Consider the following 16,984-nt stretch of genomic DNA (forward strand, 5'->3'; position numbering starts at 1 on the left):
TGATCGATCATCGTTCATCAACGAATGACTGGAGTGACCGTGTCCCAACTCGACCAGCTGCCCGACCGCGATCCGTCGGAGGTCGCCGAATGGCGCGAGTCCCTGGACGGCGCCGCCCGGTTCGCCGGACCGCACCGGGCCGCGTACCTGCTGCGCCGCCTGGTCGAGCACGCCGGGCGCGCCGGGCTCGACCTGCCGCCGCTGCTGGAGACCCCCGGCGTCAACACCGTCCCCACCGCCGAGGAGCCGCCCTTCCCCGGCGACGAGGAGCTGGAGCGGCGGATCACCGCCTGGAACCGGTGGAACGCCGCCGCCATGGTCACCCGGGGCAACGCGCGCGGCGGCCTCGGCGGCCACATGTCGACGTACGCCTCCGCCGCCTGGCTGTACGAGGTCGGCTTCCAGCACTTCTTCCGGGGCAAGGAGGCCGACGGCTCCGGCGACCAGCTCTATGTGCAGGGCCACGCCTCCCCCGGCGTCTACGCCCGCGCGTACCTCGAAGGGCGGCTGACCGAGCAGCAGCTCGACCGCTTCCGGCAGGAGGCGGGCGGCGACGGCCTGCCCTCCTACCCGCATCCGCGCCGGCTGCCGTGGCTGTGGGAGTTCCCCACCGTCTCGATGGGCCTGGGCCCGCTGTCCGCCATCTACCAGGCGCGTTTCAACCGGTATCTGCACGCGCGCGGCATCAAGGACACCTCACGCAGCCGGGTCTGGGCGTTCCTCGGCGACGGCGAGACGGACGAACCCGAGGCGACCGCCGCGCTCGGGCTGGCCGCGCGGGAGCAGCTGGACAACCTCACCTTCGTGGTCAACTGCAACCTCCAACGGCTGGACGGGCCGGTCCGGGGCAACTCCCGGATCGTGCCGGAGCTGGAGCGGCAGTTCCGGGCGGCGGGCTGGCACGTGGTGAAGGCGCTCTGGGGCAGCGCCTGGGACGACCTGCTGACCCGGGACGCCGACGGCGCCCTGGTACGCCGCCTCGGTGAGATCCCGGACGGGCAGTTCCAGACGTACGCGGCCCGCGACGGCGGCTACATCCGGCAGCACCTGTTCGGCGCCGACCCCGCCCTCCGCGCCCTGGCGGAGGGCCTGACCGATGACGAGCTGGCCGGGATCGTCGGCACCTCGCGGGCCGGGCACGAACCGCGCAAGGTGTACGCGGCCTACCGCGCGGCCGTGGAGCACCGGGGCGCGCCGACGGTGGTGCTGGTGCAGACCGTCAAGGGCTGGACACTCGGCCCCGGCTTCGCGGCGCGCAACGCCAACCACCAGATGAAGAAGCTCAGCGGCAAGGAGTTCCGCGCGCTGCGGGACCTGCTGGAGCTGCCCATCCCGGACCGGGCGCTCAGTGACGGACTGGTGCCGTACGCGCACCCCGGCGAGGACTCCGCCGAACTCCGCTACCTGCGCGAGCGCCGCGCCGCACTCGGCGGCCCCGCCCCGGCCCGCCGGGTGGTCCGCAAGCCGCTGCCCGAACCGTCCGCCCGGCCGTTCGAGGCGCTGGAGCGGGGGTCGGGGAGCCAGCCGGTCGCCACCACCATGGCCTTCGTCCGGTTGGTCAAGGACCTGATGCGGGAGCGGGACACCGGTCGGCGCTGGGTGCCGATCGTGCCCGACGAGGCCCGCACCTTCGGCATGGAGTCGCTCTTCCCCACCGCCGGGATCTACTCGCCGCACGGCCAGACCTACGAGCCGGTCGACCGCGACCAGTTGCTGTACTACCGCGAGGCGCGGGACGGCCAGATCCTCAACGAGGGCATCACCGAGGCCGGTTCGCTGGCCTCGCTGACCGCCGCCGCGACCTCGTACGCCACCCATGGGGAGCCGATGATCCCCTTCTACATCTGCTACTCGATGTTCGGCTGGCAGCGCACCGCCGACCAGTTCTGGGCGCTGGGCGACCAGTTGGGGCGCGGCTTCGTGGTGGGGGCCACCGCCGGACGGACCACCATGACCGGCGAGGGGTTGCAGCACGCCGACGGGCACTCGCATCTGATCGCCTCCACCAACCCGGCGGCGGTCTGCTACGACCCGGCGTTCGGCTATGAGATCGCGGTGATCGTGCGGGAGGGGCTGCGCCGGATGTTCGGCCCGGACGCCGAGGACGTCTTCTACTACCTGACGGTCTACAACGAGCCGCTGCCGCAGCCGCCGATGCCGCCGGGCAGCGCCGAGGGCATCGCCCGGGGGCTGTACCGGTACCGGGAGGCGCCGGACGCCGGGGCCGACGCGCCCCGGGTGCAGTTGCTGGCCTCCGGGACGGCGGTGCACTGGGCGCTGGCCGCGCAGCAGTTGCTGGCCGACGACTGGTCGGTGGCGGCCGACGTCTGGTCCGCCACCTCCTGGACCGAGCTGCGCCGGGAGGCGCTGGCCTGCGACGCGGCCAACCTCGCCGCCGCCACCGCCGGGGCGGCCGGTGACCGGCTGCCCTATGTCACCCGGGTGCTGCGCGGCGCCCCCGGGCCGGTGGTGGCGGTCAGCGACTGGATGCGCGCGGTGCCGGACCAGATCCGGCCCTGGGTGGAGCAGGACTGGACCTCGCTGGGCACCGACGGCTACGGGCTCTCCGACAGCCGGGAGAACGCCCGGCGGCACTTCGGCGTCGACCCGGGCTCGCTCGCGGTGGCCGCGCTGGCGGCGCTGGCCCGCCGGGGGGAGGTGGACCCGGGGCTGGTGCCCAAGGCGGCGGCCCGCTACGGGGTGGGCGGCTGAGGCGGGCGCCGGGGTCAGCCGGTGGCGGGCCGTCTTCGGCGTACGGCGTCGGCGGTGGCCGGGTCGGCGGGCAGGAACATCTCGATGGCCAGCTCGGAGACCGCCACGTCCAGCGGGGAGTTGAAGGTGGCGATGGTGCTGACGAAGGACAGCTCCCCGGTGGCGGTGCGCAGCCGGACCGGCAGCGCCACCGCGGCTGCGGCCGGGTGCTCGTCGGGGGCGTGGTGGTGGTCGGCGCCGGGGGTCGGGGCCGGGTCGGGGGCGGGGGCCGGGTCGGGGGCGGGATAGCGGCTGACCTCGGTGTGCAATCGGCGCAGCGGCTCGGTGTCCCAGAGTGCGAGGTGCCGCTCGACCCGGTCCAGCAGGTGCCGGCGGACCTGGCCGAAGTTGACGATCCGGGGTGCCAGCCCGTCCGGGTGCAGGGCGAGCCGGATCAGGTTCAGCGGGGGCCGCAGCAGCCGCTCGGGCACGCCGTCCAGCAGCAGCGCCATGCCGCTGTTGGCGGCGACCACGTCATGGGTGGCGTCCAGCACCACGGCCGGATAGGGCTCATGGGCGCGGAGCAGCTGGTCGACGGCGGTGCGGACCGCCGCCATGCCGGGGTCGTCCGGGTCGTGGAAGGACGACTCGCGGTAGGCGGGGGCGTATCCGGCGGCGACCAGCAGCGCGTTGCGGTCGCGCAGTGGCACGTCGAGGTGCTCGGCCAGCCGCAGCACCATCTCCCGACTGGGCCGGGACCGGCCGTTCTCGATGAAGCTGATGTGGCGGGCCGAGCTGTCGGCGGTGAGGGCCAGTTCCAGCTGGCTGACCCGGCGGCGCTCGCGCCAGCCGCGCAGCAGGGGTCCGACGCTGCCGGTGGCCGGGGCCGGGGCCGGGCGGATCGTCGGGGGGTGGGTGGCTGCCGCACGGGTGGGTGCCGCACGGGTGGGTGCCGCACGGGCGTTCGGGGACAACGGGGCTCCTCCGGGTGCTGGCGGGCAGGTCGGCTCCGACCGTACTGCAGGGCACTGACAGTGGGGGGCTGCGATCATGGCGGGGTGGGTTCCGGACGGGCGGGATGGACGGGAGGCGGCTCGGCGTGGCGCAGACGGTGATCGATCTCAACGCGGATCTGGGCGAGGGCTTCGGGCGCTGGACGCTCACCGACGACCAGGCGCTGCTGTCCGTGGTGACCAGCGCCAATGTCGCCTGCGGCTTCCACGCCGGGGACCCCACGACGATGCGCAGGGTGTGCGGGTGGGCGGCCGAGCGGGGCGTACGGATCGGCGCGCAGGTCTCGTACCGGGATCTGGCCGGGTTCGGGCGGCGGGCGATGGACGTGCCGCCGGAGGAGCTGGCCGACGAGGTCGCGTACCAGATCGGCGCGCTGGAGGTGTTCGCGCGGGCCGCCGGTGCGGGGGTGGCCTACGTCAAGCCGCACGGGGCGCTGTACAACCGCGTGGTGGCCGACGCCGAACAGGCGGCGGCCGTGGTGGCCGGGGTGCTGCGGGCCGGGGCGGTGTGCGGGGGCCCGCTGCCGGTGCTGGGGCTGCCAGGGTCGGAGCTGCTGCGGGCGGCCGAGGCGGCCGGACTGCCGGTGGTGGCCGAGGCGTTCGCGGACCGGGCGTACACGGCGGCGGGGACGCTGGTGTCGCGGCGGGAACCGGGGGCCGTGGTGCACGACCCGGAGGCGGTGCTGGCCCGCGCGGTGGGGATGGCCCGGGACGGGCGGGTGACGGCGCTGACCGGCGAGACGGTGGCGGTGCGGGCCCGGTCGCTGTGCGTGCACGGGGACACTCCCGGCGCGGCGGCGTTGGCGGGGCGGCTGCGGGAGGCGCTGGGGGCGGCGGGGGTGGGGGTGGCGGCGTTCGTGTAGGGCGGGGTCACGAGTGGGTCCGCTGTGGTGGGGTGGTGCTGGTGGGTCGGTGCGGGTGCGGTAGGTGGTGGTGACGGTGCGGGAAGCGGGGCTTGAGGTACGGCCGATGGGGCGGCGGGCGCTGCTGGTCCAGGTGGCGTCGGCCGAGCGGGTGGCGGCGTGGCACGCGGAGCTGCTGCGGCGGCGGGCGGCCGGCCTGCTGCCCGCTGCGGTGGAGATCGTGCCGGCCGCGTGCACGGTACTGCTGGACGGGCTGGACGACCCGGGGGCGCTGGCGGCCGAGTTGCCGGGCTGGCGGGTCCCGGCGGTGGGGAGCGGCGACGGGCCGCTGATCGAGGTGCCGGTGGTGTACGACGGCGCGGATCTGGCGGAGGCGGCGGCGCGGTGGGGGGTGGACGAGGCGGAGGCAGTCCGGCTCCACAGCGGGCGGGAGTACCGGGTCGCGTTCTGCGGGTTCGCGCCGGGCTTCGGGTATCTGACGGGGCTGCCGGAGCGGTTGGCGCTGCCGCGCCGGGACTCCCCGCGCACCCGGGTGCCGGCGGGATCGGTCGCGGTGGCCGGGGCATACACCGGGGTCTACCCGAGTCCGTCGCCGGGCGGCTGGCAACTGCTGGGCCGTACCGACCTGCGGCTCTGGGACCCGGCGCGGGAACCGGCGGCGCTGCTGGCTCCGGGGGTGCGGGTGCGGTTCGTCCCGGTGGGGGGCGGGGGTGCGGGGTGAGGGGCGGTTGGCTGGGGGTGTGGATTGGCGTTCGTGGGGGGTGTGGGGGTGTGCATGGGCTCGCGTTCGGGGGCGCGCGCCTGGGTGGGTGGGGGGCTTGGGGATGCGGGAGCGGTTGGGGTGGTGGGGGGGGTTGGGGGCGCAGTTCCTCGCGCCCCTGGGTGGATGGGGGCCCGGGGGATGCGGGAGCGGTTGGGGTGGTGGGGGGGGTTGGGGGCGCAGTTCCTCGCGCCCCTGGGTGGGCGGGGGCCCGGGGGATGCGAGAACGGTTCGGGTGGTCGGGGGGCTGGGCGCGCAGTTCCTCGCGCCCCTGGGTGGGCGGGGGCCTGGGGATGCGAGAACGGTTCGGGTGGTCGGGGGGTTGGGGGCGCAGTTCCTCGCGCCCCTGGGTGGGCGGGGGCCCGGGGAGATGCGAGAACGGTCCGGGTGGTCGGGGGGCTGGGGGCGCAGTTCCTCGCGCCCCCGGGTGGATGGGGGCCTGGGGAGATGCGGGAACGGTCCGGGTGGTCGGGGGGCTGGGCGCGCAGTTCCTCGCGCCCCCAGGGCGGGTGGGAGCCTGGGGAGATGCGGGAACGGTCCGGGTGGTCGGGGGGCTGGGCGCGCAGTTCCTCGCGCCCCCAGGTGGATGGGGGCCCGGGAAGATGCGGAGACGGTCCGGGTGGTCGGGGGGCTGGGCGCGCAGTTCCTCGCGCCCCCAAGGCGGGTGCGGCTTGGTGTGGGTGAGGAGGGCAGGTGGTGAGGGTGTTGGAGGTGGTGCGGGCCGGGCCGTTGACGACCGTGCAGGACGAGGGGCGCCGGGGCGTGGCGCAGCTGGGGGTGCCCAGGGCGGGGGCGTTGGACGGGCCCGCGTACCGGATGGCCAACCTGCTGGCGGGGAACGCGGCGGGCGCGGCCGTGCTGGAGACGACGCTGGGCGGGGTGGCGGTGCGGGTGTCGTCGCCGGTGGGTGCGGCCGTGGCCGGGGCTCCCGCGCCCGTCACGGTGGACGGCCGGCCGGTGCCGTGGGGTGCGCCGGTGCTGGTCCCGGCCGGGGCGGTGCTGGAGGTCGGCGCGGCCACCCACGGGGTGCGCAGCTATGTGGCGTTCACCGGCGGAGTCGCGGTGCCGCCGGTCCTGGGCAGCCGCTCGGCCGACCTGCTGTCAGGGCTGGGTCCGCCCCCGCTGGCGGACGGTGACCGGCTGCCGCTGGGCGATGCGCCGGGCACGCCGGTCCGCCCGCCGGTGGTGCCGCTGGCGGCGCCCCCGGCAGAGTTGGTGCTGCGGCTGGAGCCCGGTCCGCGTGCCGACTGGTTCCCGCCCGACGCCCTGGCGGTGCTGGCCCGGACCGGGTACCGGGTGGCGGCGCAGAGCAACCGGGTGGGGCTGCGCACCGACGGCCCGCCGCTGGCCCGAGCCCGGGGCGGCGAACTGCCCAGTGAGGGCATGGTCCTCGGCGCGGTGCAGGTGCCGCCGGACGGACGGCCGGTGGTCTTCCTGGCCGACCATCCGACCACCGGCGGCTACCCCGTACTCGGGGTGGTGCCCGAGGCAGACCTGTCCGCCGCCGCCCAGGCGGTCCCCGGCACCCCCGTGCGGTTCGTCCCGGTGCACACCGGGCGCGGCCCGCGCCGCTGAACCCGGCGGCCCGACGGCGGCCCGACGGCAGCCGGGTGGGTCGGGGGTACGGGGGACGGGGGCACGGTTAGGGTGGGCTGCGGTGTTCGGCGCGTGGCGGGAGGACGGGCATGCTGATCCGCAAGGGTGCGAATGTGCCGGTGGAGGTGGCGGCGGTACGGGTCGTGCTGGGCTGGCGCCCGGGGGCGGGGGTGCCGGACGCGGACGCGTCGGCGCTGCTGCTGGCCGGCGGCAAGGTACGGACGGACGCGGACTTCGTCTTCTACAACCAGCCCAGGGACGCCTCCGGCGCCGTCCGCCACGAGGGCAAGCAGACGACGGCGGACGGGGTGGCCGACACCCTCGCGGTGGACCTGGCGGCCGTGGAGCCCGCGGTGGAGACGGTGGTGCTGGCCGCCTCCAGTGACGGCGGGCCGTTCGGCGGCCTGCCGGGGCTCTATCTGTCGGTGCGGGACGCGGCCGGTGGCGCGGAGCTGGCGCGGTTCGAGGACCCGGGGGCGACCACGGAGACCGCGTTCGTGCTGGGCGAGCTGTACCGGCGCGGCGGCGGGTGGAAGTTCCGCGCGGTGGGCCAGGGCTATGACTCGGGCCTCGCCGGGCTGGCCACCGACTACGGCATCCAGGTGGAGGAGGAGCCGGCCCCCTCGCCCCCGGCCCCGCAGGCGCCCCCGCCGCCCCTGCCCTACCCGGCGGCCCCGCCGCCCCCGCTGCCGTACGGCACCCCGGCGCCCGCCGCCGCCCCGTACGGCGCTCCCCCACAGCCGTACGGCACTCCCCCGCCCCCGTACGGCGCCCCGCCGCAGCCCTACCCCGCCGCGCCCCCGCCCCCGTACGGCGCTCCCCCGGCGGCCCCGCCCGTGTCGCTGACCAAGCTGTCGCTGACCAAGGAGGCGCCCGCCGTGTCGCTGACCAAGCACGGCGCGTCCGGCGGCGCCATGCGGGTCAACCTCAACTGGCGTTCCGACGTCCCGCCCGGGGCGGCTCCCGCCGGTCCGGCCCCCGGCGGGTGGCTGCGCAAGCTGGCGGGCGGCGGTGGCGGCGGCCGCAACGGCCGTGACCTGGACCTGGCGTGCCTGTACGAGTTGCAGGACGGCGCCAAGGGCTGCGTGCAGGCGATCAACGGCCGGTTCGGCACCATGTACGACCGGCCGTATGTGCAGTTGGAGAACGACGACCGCACCGGCGCGGTGACCACCGGCGAGAACCTGTGGATCAACCTGGACTTCGCCGCCCAGATCCGCCGGCTGCTGGTCTTCGCCTTCATCTACAGCGGCGCCGGCAGCTTCCAGGGCCTGGACGCCGTCGCCACGCTCCACCCCGCCTCGGGCCTGCCCATCGAGCTGCGGATGGAGGAGTGCGGGTTCCCCGCCACCTCCTGCGCGGTCGCGCTGATCGAGAACGTCGGCGGCGAGCTGGTGGTGCGGCGCGAAGCCCGCTACTTCCAGCGGAGCGCCGGGCGGTCGGACCACATGCTGGTCGACGAGGCGTACCAGTGGAACCTGAACTGGGTGCGCGGCTCCAAGTGACGCCGCGGGGGGCGGGCCCGGGTCGCTACCGGACCCGCTCCCCGGCGGTCAGCCGCCCTCGGACGGCGGCGTGCACCTCGGCCTCCTCCGCCGGATCGGCCGCGAGCCTCCGCAGCCGCTCCAGCACCCGGGCGTCCCCCGTGGTGGCGACGTGCCGGGCGGCGAGCTCCCGGGTGGACTCCTCGCAGTCCCACAGGCACTCCACCGCCGGACCGGCCGGGAAGTGCGGGTCGGTCTCGGAGAGCGCCCAGGCCGCCCGGCCGCGCAGCTGCGAGGAGACCGTCTCGGCGTAGACGTACCGCAGTGCCGGTACGGCGGCGGTGGCCCCGAGCCGTCCGGCGCCGTCCACCAGCGCGGCCAGGCCGTCGCCGTCCGCGCCGCGCACGGCGAGCCAGCGGCGCAGCGCGTCGGCCACCAGCGGCGCGTCCCGCTCGTCGCCGGCGCAGGCCAGCAGCTGGGCGGCGGCCTCGCCGAGGGCGCTGTCGGCGCCGCCGGTGGCCGGGTCGGCCCAGCGGCGGGCGTGCTCGGCGGCGGACGGGCCGCGCATCCGGCCGAGGACGTCGAGGGCCGCGTCCACGATCCGCTGGTCGGCGTCGGTGGCGGCCAGCTCGATCAGGCCCGGGGCGGCCGGGTCCTCGCGGTCGACCAGGTGGCGCAGCGCGGCCAGGCGGGCGCCCTCGGCGCCGTCGCGGGCGGCCTGGAGCAGCAGCGGCCGGTCGTCGGGCCCGGCGACGGCGGCCAGGCAGCGGGCGGCGGCGGCGGCGCGGCGCTGTACGGCGTCGTGCGGCGCGCCGGAGTGGTCGCCCTCCGTGACGCGGTCGGCCCAGGCGAGCACCTCGGCGGCGCTCCAGCCCGGGGTGGCGCCGGTGCGGCCGAGCTGGCGCTGCCACAGGTCGAAGGGGGCCTGCTCGCTCGCGGCGGCGATCCGGGGGTGGGCGGCGGCCCAGAGCCGCCAGGGGCGGGGCTCGTAGGCGTCGCGGATGGCGGAGCGCAGCGCGGCGTCGCCCTGCGGCCCGGTGGGGAAGCGGTCCAGTACGGCGGGGGCGAGCCCCATCAGGGCGGTGTCGTCGTCGCGCAGCGCCAGCTCGTCCAGCGCCCAGGCCCAGTTGGTGCCGCAGGCGGTGTAGCGGCGCAGCAGGTCGAGGGCGTCGCGGCGGCCGTACGCGGCGAGGTGGCCCAGGACGGCCAGGGCCAGGCCGGTGCGGCTGTCGTCGGTGTCGATGCCGTCGTCGGGGTGGAAGAGGTGCGCCTCGATGCCGTCCAGGGAGCCTTCGAGCTCCGAGTAGAGGCGCGCGTAGTAGAGCGACCGGCTCTCCAGTTGCCAGTCGCGGCGGGGGTCGCTGATGACGCACGCGTCGAGGGCGGCGAGGGCGTCGGGCCGCTCGGCCGCCAGCGCGTGCAGGGTGCCGTCCCCCCGGCCCCGCTGAAGCAGGCCGAGAAGGGTCGCACTGGGCGCTATGTCGGGCTCGAACATGAGGTCAGCATCCGTTGCCGCGGTCCTGGTGGCAACGGGATTTCCGCTGCCGAGGGCCCCTGGAGCCGGTTCGGACCGGCTGATGGGGGTCGGTCCCGGCGGGGAGGGCCGGAAGCACCGAAGGCTACCGTTCGCGCGGCTTGTCCGCACACAGGGCGATCTCCGGGGCCGCCTGCTCCGGCGCGGGCGGGGATATGTACCCGGGGGGCTTCATGGGCGGAATCGCCCGAAAGCCTGACGTGCGGTGGCTCTCTGTGCAAGAGTCGTGACGGCCCCTGTGTCCGTCGAACCGTGGGAATTCCATGCCCTCCGCCGCCCGTCCCGATCACTCTGCCGTCCTGCCGGACGGCGTCGGCGGGGTGGGCGCGGGCGCTCGGGCGGCGGCCGGTGCGGGTCTCGCGGAGTGGGATCTGCTGACCGACGAGGTCCGCTGGTCGCCGGAGGTGTTCGCGCTCTTCGGCCGGGAGCGGTCCGCCGGTGCGCTCACCCTCGACCAGCTCCCGGCGTACGTGCTGCCCGACGACCAGCCGCTGGTGCAGGGCATGGTCACGGCGGCGCTGGTGGACGGGCGCGCCCCGGCCGGTGAGTTCCGGGTGGTCCGGGCCGACGGCACCGTACGCGGGGTCCGCTGCGCCGGTGAGCCGGTGGCCGGGGAGGACGGGCACGCCGTCTCGCTGTGGATGACGCTGCTGGACCTCGGCGAGCGGCGGCCGGCGGCCGGCGCGTCCCCGGACCGGCCCGAGGCGCGGCGGTCCGAGGTGCGGCAGTCCGTCGCCGCCAATCCGGATGTGGCGGTGCGCCCCCCGGCCGCGCCGGTCGCGTCCGGCGCGCCGGCCGCCTGGTGCGACGCCCTGCCGCTGCCCGGCGGTGGCCTGCTGCTCACCGTGGGCAGCGTCGCCGCTGCCGCCCGGGGCGGCGCGGCCGAGCCCGCGATGGTGCGCGACGCACTGCGCGGCATGGCGATGACCGGCGCGGGGCCGGCCAGGATGCTGCGGCTGCTGGACGAGTTGCTGCGGCACTGCGGCGTCGGCTCGCCGGTCTCCGTACTCTGCTGCCGCTACGAGCCCGGGGAGCAGCCCGCGCTGGTCTGGGCGCGGGCCGGACACCGGCCCGCGCTGCTGTACCGGGGCGGCGTCGCGCAGCCGTCCGCTGCCGATGGCTGCACCGGGGAACCGCTCGGCGGCGGTGTGTCCGGTGCTCGGCAGCAGCGGGTGGCGCTGCGCCCCGGTGATGTGGTGCTGTGCTGGTCGGGTGGGCCGCAGGCTCCGGCCGACCGGGCGGCGCTGGATGCCGTGGCGGCCCGGTTCGTTGCCGCACCGGATGCGGCGGGGTGCGCGGAGTCGGCCGTGGGCGCGCTGTGGCCGGGCGGCGCGGGTGCGGTGCCCGGTGACGGCGGCCTGCTGGCGCTGCGGGTCCGCTGAGCCGGCCCCCCCGGGGGGGTCAGACGATCTGCCACCGCTGCCGCGGGTCGGCCTGCCGGATCTCCTCCCGCAGCTCCGCGACCTCGGGCAGCCCCTGGTAGCGCTGGGTGAGCCGGTACATCTCCCGCAGCCGGTCCCAGGTGCGGAGCGAGGAGGTGTCGCGGATCAGCGCCAGCGCCATCTTGGCCTGCACCTGGGCCTCCTCCGGCTGTCCGGCGATCCAGCAGGCGGAGGCGAGCGAGAGGTAGTCGAAGACGTTCGACCGCTCGCGGCCCTGTTCCGGCCGCAGGCTGATCGCCAGCCGGGCGTGCTGCTGGGCGAGCGCCGACGCCGCCGGGTCGTGCTCGGCGAGCGTCCGGTAGACCAGCGCCTCCATGCCGTGCAGTTCGGCCTCGGTGAACAGCTGCATCCAGCTGGGCCCGACCTCGCCGGAGTCGGCGGCGAACAGCTCCTCGGCCTCGCCCAGCACCCGCCGGGTCGCCTGGGAGTGGCCCAGTGACGCCTGTGCCCACGCCTCGATGGTGTGCAGCATCGCCCGGGTGCGCGGCAGGGCCCGCTCGCCGCTGCCGGCCTTGGCCAGCCGCATCAGGTCCAGGGCCTCGTCGGCCCGGCCGAGGTGGACCATCTGGCGGGCCGCGCGGGAGAGCGCCTCACCGGCCCGGGGCTTGTCGCCGGCCTCACGGGCCGCGTGCACGGCGATCACGAAGTACTTCTGGGCGGTGGGCTCCAGGCCGATGTCATGGGACATCCAGCCGGCCAGCACCGCGAGATTGGCGGCGACGTTCCACAGCCGCCGCTCCCGCTCGGGCGGGTGACGGTACGTCAACATGCCGCCCACCTCGTTGAGCTGGCCGATCACGGCCTTGCGCTGGAGGCCGCCGCCCCGGGAGGCGTCCCAGGAGCGGAACACCCCCACCGAGCGTTCCAGGGCCGTCACCTCCTCGTCCCCCACCGGGCCGGCCTCGTAGAGGTCGAGCGAGGAGTCACCCGCCGGGATGACCAGCGGGGGCCGGCCGGACGAGCGGAGGTCCGGGGGGGTGGCGGCGTCCCCGGCGAGCCAGTCGTGGAGGGAGTCGGCGATGACGGAACCTGCCGCGAGCGCGGCGCCCGCGCTCATCAATCCGCGTCGATTGAGCATGAGGTCCATTCCCGTGAATTCGGTGAGGACCGCGGCCGTTCGCTCCGGCTTCCAGGGCATCCCGGTGTCCGATGTGCCTGATCTGCTGCGCCGGTGCCGTTCCAGACCGAGGTCCTCAGTGGTGACGACACGGCCGAGCCGCTCGGTGAACAGCGCCGCCAGCACCCTCGGCACCGGATCGCGCGGGGTCTCCCCCTGCTCGATCCAGCGGCGGACCCGTGAGGTGTCGGTGGACAGCTGCTGCTGCCCCAGCGCGGCACCCCGCCGGTTGACCATGCGCGCCAGCTCACCCTTGGACCAACCGGTCAGGGCGAACAGATCCGCGAGTCGGGTGTTGGGTTCTCTGCCCACGTCAAGCCCCCAGGTTCCTCGGCTCGTCCGACAGTAACGGCCTGTCATGTGCCACGCGACCATTCGCCAGGGTTCGCCAGGGTTCGCCAGATGGTGTGCCACCCGGCACCCGGTGTGATGTAGACCTGCGCCACCCGCCGCCGTCGGGAGGCCGCCCGACCGGGGCACTCCTGTCCCCGGCGGGGCGGCTCCCGGTCCTCACGGGGAAGGGTGGCGCACAGGGTGGCGCGGGGCGCCGGACAGGGCCGCTCCCCGGCGGACCGCCGCATTCCCCAGGGTGCGGTGGCCATCGGCCGGGGGTCTCCTCCCGGCCCGCGCACGGCGCCCACGCCACCCCGTCCGCCACCCCGCCGACGGCACACGGTCGATCGGCGGCAGCCGGCCAGCAGGAAGGGACCCCTCCGCCCCCATGTACTCCACGACCACCACCACGTCCCCCGCGCTGCGCCCCCCGGCCCCCCTGCGCCACCACGCGGTCGGCGGGCCGGCCGCCCCGGTGCGCACCGGCCGGCCGCTGGACCAGCGCGCGGCGGAGCAGCGCGCCGCGCTGGACGGCCGGGCGCCGGGCGGGGCGGCGCTGCTCCCCCGGCCGCTGGGCGCCGCGCCGCTGCGCGGCAGGCTGCCGCACCCGGGGGCGGGGCGGGTCGACACCGGCGCGCTGCAGTCCCCGGTGGTGCGGGCGGCGATGGCCCGGGTGACGCGGATATGTCCGGCGTTCACCCCCCGCCAGGTGCTTCGCGGTGCCGGCCACCATGTGCTGGTGGCCGGCACGGTGGGGCGCATCCCGGTGGTGGCCAAGTGCCTGTCACCGAGCGCCGAGCGCCACCCCGACGATCTGCTCCTGGCCGAGAGCTTCCGGCGCGAGGTCGCCGCGTACCGGACCTTCGTCCGGCACCGGCCGCCGGTGCGGCTGCCCAAGCTGGTGGCCGCCGACCCGGACCGCTGTGTGCTGCTGCTGGAGCGGGTGCCCGGCAGACCCGCCTCCCGCGAGCGGCACCCGGCCGACGCGCCGACGCCGGGCGAGGTGCGCGCGGTGCTGGGTTCGATCCGGACGCTCAACCTGTGGCGGCCGCCGACCGGATTCCACAGGCCGCTGGACTACGCCACCGAGATCGCCCGCTACCACGCGCTGGGCCTGCTGACGGACCGTGACACCGGGGACCTCCAGCAGCTGCTGCACGGTCTGGCGCATGTGCCGCACCAGTTCTGCCACGGCGACGCGCTGCTGTCGAACGTGGTGCTGGCCCCCTCCGGGCCGGTGCTGGTCGACTGGGAGCGGGCCGGCTGGTACCTGCCCGGCTACGACCTGGCGGTGCTGTGGAGCGTACTGTCCGGTGACACCGCCGCCCGGCGCCAGATCAGCCAGCTGGCGCAGGCGCCCGGCACGGTGCTGCGGGACGCGTTCCTGGTGAACCTGATCCTGGTGCTGATGCGGGAGCTGCGCCTCCACGACGTGCCCAGCGCGGACGAGGAGCAGCGCATCCTGATCCGCCGGCTGCACGACGACACCGCGATGGCGCGGCGGGCGGTGCGGGCGGCCGTCGGCACCCGCTGAGGCTGCTGCCTGACGTACGGTCAACTGCGTGCCGGGCGGCCGAGTGCGGCCCGGCCGGCGGCGGCGAGGACGGCGTCCTCCTGGGACGGCTGCACCCTGCCGCACAGGATGTCGCGGTGGTGGCGCTCCAGCGGGCCGCCCCGGCGCAGACCGGCGTCACCGGCCAGCGCGACGGACTGCTCGACGGCCCGGAGCGCGGCCCGGGTGACGAGCAGCTTCACCGGTGCGGAGCGGCCGGGCGCCGCCGGGTCGCCGTCGTCGATCCGGCGGGCCAGGGCGGTCAGCAGCTCCTCCGCGCCGATCAGCCCGGTCTCGATCTCGCCGACGGCGGCCTCCCGGCGGGTCGGCGCGGGCGGCCGGGTGCCGGTGCGGCGCAGATGGCCGACCAGCCAGTCGCGGGCGGCGCGGGCCACCCCGAGGTGGACGGCGGACAGGGCGAGGTCGCGCCACGCGGTGGTGACCGCCGCCGGGCCCTCCGGGTCGGGAGCGGGCCGGCGGGTGGGGTCGTGCAGGCCGACGACGGCGTGCGGCGGGACCACCACGCCGTCTAGCACCACATCGTGGCTGGCGCTGGCCCGCAGGCCCAGCTGGTCCCAGGTCGGGTCGATCTCGATGCCGGGGGCGTCGCCACGGACCAGGAAGGTGCCGACCCGGGGCCGCTTCTCGTCGGTCCGGGCCCAGACCGCCATCCAGGCCAGCGCCTCGGCCCCGGCGCAGCGGGTCTTGCGGCCGCTGAGCACCCAGCCGTCCCCGGTGCGCCCGGCCACGCAGGCGGGCAGGGCGGCGGCGTCGGCCTCCGGCTCGGCGCGCAGGGTGTTGACCAGCGCGGGGCCGCGCCGGGACTCCTGGAGCAGCGCGCGGTAGACGGGCTCGGGCCAGGCACCGGTGCGTTCCTGGGCGGCGTGGTGCAGCAGGGTCACGGCGGTGACCAGTGCCACCGAGGCGTCGCCGCGGCCCAGCTCGCCCAGGACGCGTACGGTGTCGGCCAGTCCGGCGCCGGCGCCGCCGTGCCGGGTGCCGACGGTGAGGGTGAGCAGCCCGGCCTCGTGCACGGCCTCGATGCCCTGATACGGGAAGGCGCCCTCGCGGTCCAGTTCGTCGGCGCGGGCGGCCAGCAGGTCCACCACGCGGGGCAGGGCGGCCAGGGCGTCGGGGACGGTGGGGGCGGGTCGCTGAAGGGTCGTCATGGCGGGGCCTCCGGACGGACGGGAGCAGCGGGCGGACGGGTGCTGCGGGCGGACGGGTGCTGCGGGCAGGGTGAGCAGCGGGCGCGGCGGCACCGGCCGGCACGGCAGGGCGGGAGCGCGCCGCTTTCGGCTGCGCGGCGCGGGCCGGGGAGGTGCGGCCGGGCGGCCGCGAGGCCCGGGGCGGCGATGACGGGCTGCGCCCCGGCGGTGCGGGGCGGGTGTCAGGCCGTGCGGGGCGGTGCGGTGCGCGCGGCGGCCGGCAGCGGCCGGGCAGCGCCGCTACACACCGCGCTGGCGGTCCGCCGCAGATCCAGATAGCTGCGGCGGGTCAGCAGCGGACGGCACGGCATGGGGCGAATCTACGAACGAGCCTTCCGCCGAGTCAACCGCGCCTCGGGGCGGGAACGGCTGCGGCCCGCCACCGGGGCGGGCCGCAGCGAGCGGGGAGGCCGCTGGTCAGCCCTGCTGGAACATGTCGGCGGGCAGCGGCTTGAGCAGCTGGTACAGGTCGTCGGAGATCGGGCGGTCCCAGGAGGCGATGGTGACCTGGACGCCGTCGCTGCGGCCGAACTGGGCGCAGGTGACCCGCTCCTCGCTGACCTTGACCTTCTTCACGATCAGCAGGTCGTCGCCGAGCATCACCGGGAAGTCCTCGCTGGAGACGACGCCGACCGGCTCCTCGTTCTCCAGGGCGGCGAGCAGCTGGCGGACCTCGAAGGGCACGCCGTCCTCCGGCGCGCGGGCCGGGGAGCCCTCCGGCAGATTGCCGATCAGCATGGCCGGACCCCGGCCGCCGAAGAGGTCGTACCGGAGGAAGATCCCCTGGCAGGACCCGTCGGCACCGGCCAGGATGGCGGCGCCGAAGTGACCGGGCCAGTCGCCCGGGTCCATCGCGAGCACGTCGAAGTCAGGGCCCGCTGGGGTGCCGGAGCGGCGGCGGAGAAAGGCCATGGGGACATCGTACGGGCCGCCCGCCGCAGGCCGCGCGGGCGTCCCGGTCGGCGGGCTCCGGGGGCGGCGCGAAGGGTCGGGCGGGCAGGTGCGTGAGGGTACGCCGGGGGTGCACCGCCCGGCCGCGTGGGGCGGCCGGGCGGCAGTCGGCTCAGGTGAGGTCGAACTCACCGTCGCGGGCGCCGAGGACGAACGCCCGCCACTCGGCCGGGGTGAAGATCAGCGCCGGGCCGTCCGGATGCCGGCCGTCCCGCATCGCGATGTACCCCTCGACAAAGGCGATCTGGACGTCTCCGACGCCCTGGCTGCTGGAGAGCCACTCCGCCCCGGTCAGGTCGAGCTTGGGCTTGCGTCCGTCCGCCGCGACCTCGGTACCGCCGACGTCCACACCGGTGTTGTTGCCTGACACGTCTTGTGCTCCTCCCGCTGACTTTCGGGGGCCAGCCTAGCCAGCCCGACCCGGTGCCAGCAGCACTTTG

At 76.4% G+C, this 16,984-nt stretch carries 14 protein-coding genes; 7 read left to right on the forward strand and 7 right to left on the reverse strand.

Annotated elements, in window-relative coordinates; all coding sequences use genetic code 11:
- Nucleotides 1-24: 24 nt before the first annotated feature.
- The gene (gene aceE, locus ACIQGZ_RS21675) at nt 25-2,712 is read left to right on the forward strand and encodes a pyruvate dehydrogenase (acetyl-transferring), homodimeric type (protein WP_402604081.1); all 2,688 of its coding nucleotides are present in this window, start codon (nt 25-27) and stop codon (nt 2,710-2,712) included.
- Nucleotides 2,713-2,726: 14 nt separating this feature from the next.
- Here aceE and ACIQGZ_RS21680 read toward each other — a convergent pair whose 3' ends face one another.
- Nucleotides 2,727-3,665 carry a helix-turn-helix domain-containing protein gene (locus ACIQGZ_RS21680; protein WP_402604084.1) on the reverse strand — a complete coding sequence of 313 codons (939 nt, stop codon included), beginning with the start codon at nt 3,663-3,665 and terminating at the stop codon, nt 2,727-2,729.
- 104 nt (nt 3,666-3,769) lie between these two features.
- Here ACIQGZ_RS21680 and ACIQGZ_RS21685 point away from each other — a divergent pair, with 104 nt between their 5' ends.
- The 4 genes from ACIQGZ_RS21685 (at nt 3,770) to ACIQGZ_RS21700 (ending at nt 8,428) form a co-directional block, all read left to right on the forward strand.
- Complete coding sequence (locus ACIQGZ_RS21685) at nt 3,770-4,567, forward strand: LamB/YcsF family protein (RefSeq protein WP_402604086.1); 798 nt, start codon at nt 3,770-3,772, stop codon at nt 4,565-4,567.
- A 106-nt stretch (nt 4,568-4,673) separates the two neighbouring features.
- The gene (locus tag ACIQGZ_RS21690) at nt 4,674-5,288 is read left to right on the forward strand and encodes an allophanate hydrolase subunit 1 (protein ID WP_402604429.1); all 615 of its coding nucleotides are present in this window, start codon (nt 4,674-4,676) and stop codon (nt 5,286-5,288) included.
- Between the two features lie 735 nt (nt 5,289-6,023).
- Complete coding sequence (locus ACIQGZ_RS21695) at nt 6,024-6,902, forward strand: biotin-dependent carboxyltransferase family protein (protein WP_402604088.1); 879 nt, start codon at nt 6,024-6,026, stop codon at nt 6,900-6,902.
- A 110-nt stretch (nt 6,903-7,012) separates the two neighbouring features.
- Nucleotides 7,013-8,428, forward strand: coding sequence for a TerD family protein (locus tag ACIQGZ_RS21700; protein ID WP_402604091.1), 1,416 nt, complete (start codon nt 7,013-7,015; stop codon nt 8,426-8,428).
- A gap of 25 nt (nt 8,429-8,453) precedes the next feature.
- On the opposite strand, the gene ACIQGZ_RS21705 is transcribed toward ACIQGZ_RS21700, so the two are convergent.
- On the reverse strand, nt 8,454-9,902 hold the full coding sequence (locus tag ACIQGZ_RS21705) for a HEAT repeat domain-containing protein (protein WP_402604094.1): 1,449 nt from the start codon (nt 9,900-9,902) through the stop codon (nt 8,454-8,456).
- 302 nt (nt 9,903-10,204) lie between these two features.
- Between ACIQGZ_RS21705 and ACIQGZ_RS21710 the strand changes: the two genes are divergently transcribed.
- Entirely contained in the window at nt 10,205-11,323 is a 1,119-nt protein-coding gene (locus ACIQGZ_RS21710; RefSeq protein WP_402604096.1) for a SpoIIE family protein phosphatase, read from the forward strand.
- Between the two features lie 19 nt (nt 11,324-11,342).
- Here ACIQGZ_RS21710 and ACIQGZ_RS21715 read toward each other — a convergent pair whose 3' ends face one another.
- A complete protein-coding gene (locus tag ACIQGZ_RS21715; RefSeq protein ID WP_402604099.1) occupies nt 11,343-12,812 on the reverse strand; it encodes a hypothetical protein in 1,470 nt (489 codons plus the stop codon).
- Nucleotides 12,813-13,221: 409 nt separating this feature from the next.
- Here ACIQGZ_RS21715 and ACIQGZ_RS21720 point away from each other — a divergent pair, with 409 nt between their 5' ends.
- Complete coding sequence (locus tag ACIQGZ_RS21720) at nt 13,222-14,367, forward strand: aminoglycoside phosphotransferase family protein (RefSeq protein ID WP_402604102.1); 1,146 nt, start codon at nt 13,222-13,224, stop codon at nt 14,365-14,367.
- A gap of 20 nt (nt 14,368-14,387) precedes the next feature.
- On the opposite strand, the gene ACIQGZ_RS21725 is transcribed toward ACIQGZ_RS21720, so the two are convergent.
- From ACIQGZ_RS21725 to ACIQGZ_RS21740, 4 genes are all read right to left on the reverse strand, one after another.
- Entirely contained in the window at nt 14,388-15,554 is a 1,167-nt protein-coding gene (locus ACIQGZ_RS21725) for an acyl-CoA dehydrogenase family protein (protein ID WP_402604104.1), read from the reverse strand.
- A gap of 221 nt (nt 15,555-15,775) precedes the next feature.
- Complete coding sequence (locus ACIQGZ_RS21730) at nt 15,776-15,904, reverse strand: hypothetical protein (RefSeq protein ID WP_402604106.1); 129 nt, start codon at nt 15,902-15,904, stop codon at nt 15,776-15,778.
- 106 nt (nt 15,905-16,010) lie between these two features.
- Nucleotides 16,011-16,505 (reverse strand): hypothetical protein, encoded by a 495-nt coding sequence (locus ACIQGZ_RS21735; RefSeq protein ID WP_402604109.1) that lies wholly within the window; start codon nt 16,503-16,505, stop codon nt 16,011-16,013.
- A 151-nt stretch (nt 16,506-16,656) separates the two neighbouring features.
- The gene (locus tag ACIQGZ_RS21740; protein WP_402604112.1) at nt 16,657-16,914 is read right to left on the reverse strand and encodes a DUF397 domain-containing protein; all 258 of its coding nucleotides are present in this window, start codon (nt 16,912-16,914) and stop codon (nt 16,657-16,659) included.
- Between the last annotated feature and the right edge of the window lie 70 nt (nt 16,915-16,984).

Origin of the sequence: Streptomyces sp. NPDC092296 (assembly GCF_044755465.1) — a bacterium.
Classification (GTDB): domain Bacteria; phylum Actinomycetota; class Actinomycetes; order Streptomycetales; family Streptomycetaceae; genus Peterkaempfera.

Bases quoted from the DNA above. Each gene is read 5' to 3' on its own strand.
- ACIQGZ_RS21690 (WP_402604429.1), top strand. From the start codon at position 4,674: ATGGGGCGGCGGGCGCTGCTGGTCCAGGTGGCGTCGGCCGAGCGGGTG.
- ACIQGZ_RS21725 (WP_402604104.1), bottom strand. From the start codon at position 15,554: ATGACGACCCTTCAGCGACCCGCCCCCACCGTCCCCGACGCCCTGGCC.
- ACIQGZ_RS21685 (WP_402604086.1), top strand. From the start codon at position 3,770: ATGGACGGGAGGCGGCTCGGCGTGGCGCAGACGGTGATCGATCTCAAC.
- ACIQGZ_RS21735 (WP_402604109.1), bottom strand. From the start codon at position 16,505: ATGGCCTTTCTCCGCCGCCGCTCCGGCACCCCAGCGGGCCCTGACTTC.
- ACIQGZ_RS21700 (WP_402604091.1), top strand. From the start codon at position 7,013: ATGCTGATCCGCAAGGGTGCGAATGTGCCGGTGGAGGTGGCGGCGGTA.
- ACIQGZ_RS21705 (WP_402604094.1), bottom strand. From the start codon at position 9,902: ATGTTCGAGCCCGACATAGCGCCCAGTGCGACCCTTCTCGGCCTGCTT.
- ACIQGZ_RS21730 (WP_402604106.1), bottom strand. From the start codon at position 15,904: ATGCCGTGCCGTCCGCTGCTGACCCGCCGCAGCTATCTGGATCTGCGG.
- ACIQGZ_RS21720 (WP_402604102.1), top strand. From the start codon at position 13,222: ATGTACTCCACGACCACCACCACGTCCCCCGCGCTGCGCCCCCCGGCC.
- aceE (WP_402604081.1), top strand. From the start codon at position 25: ATGACTGGAGTGACCGTGTCCCAACTCGACCAGCTGCCCGACCGCGAT.
- ACIQGZ_RS21710 (WP_402604096.1), top strand. From the start codon at position 10,205: ATGCCCTCCGCCGCCCGTCCCGATCACTCTGCCGTCCTGCCGGACGGC.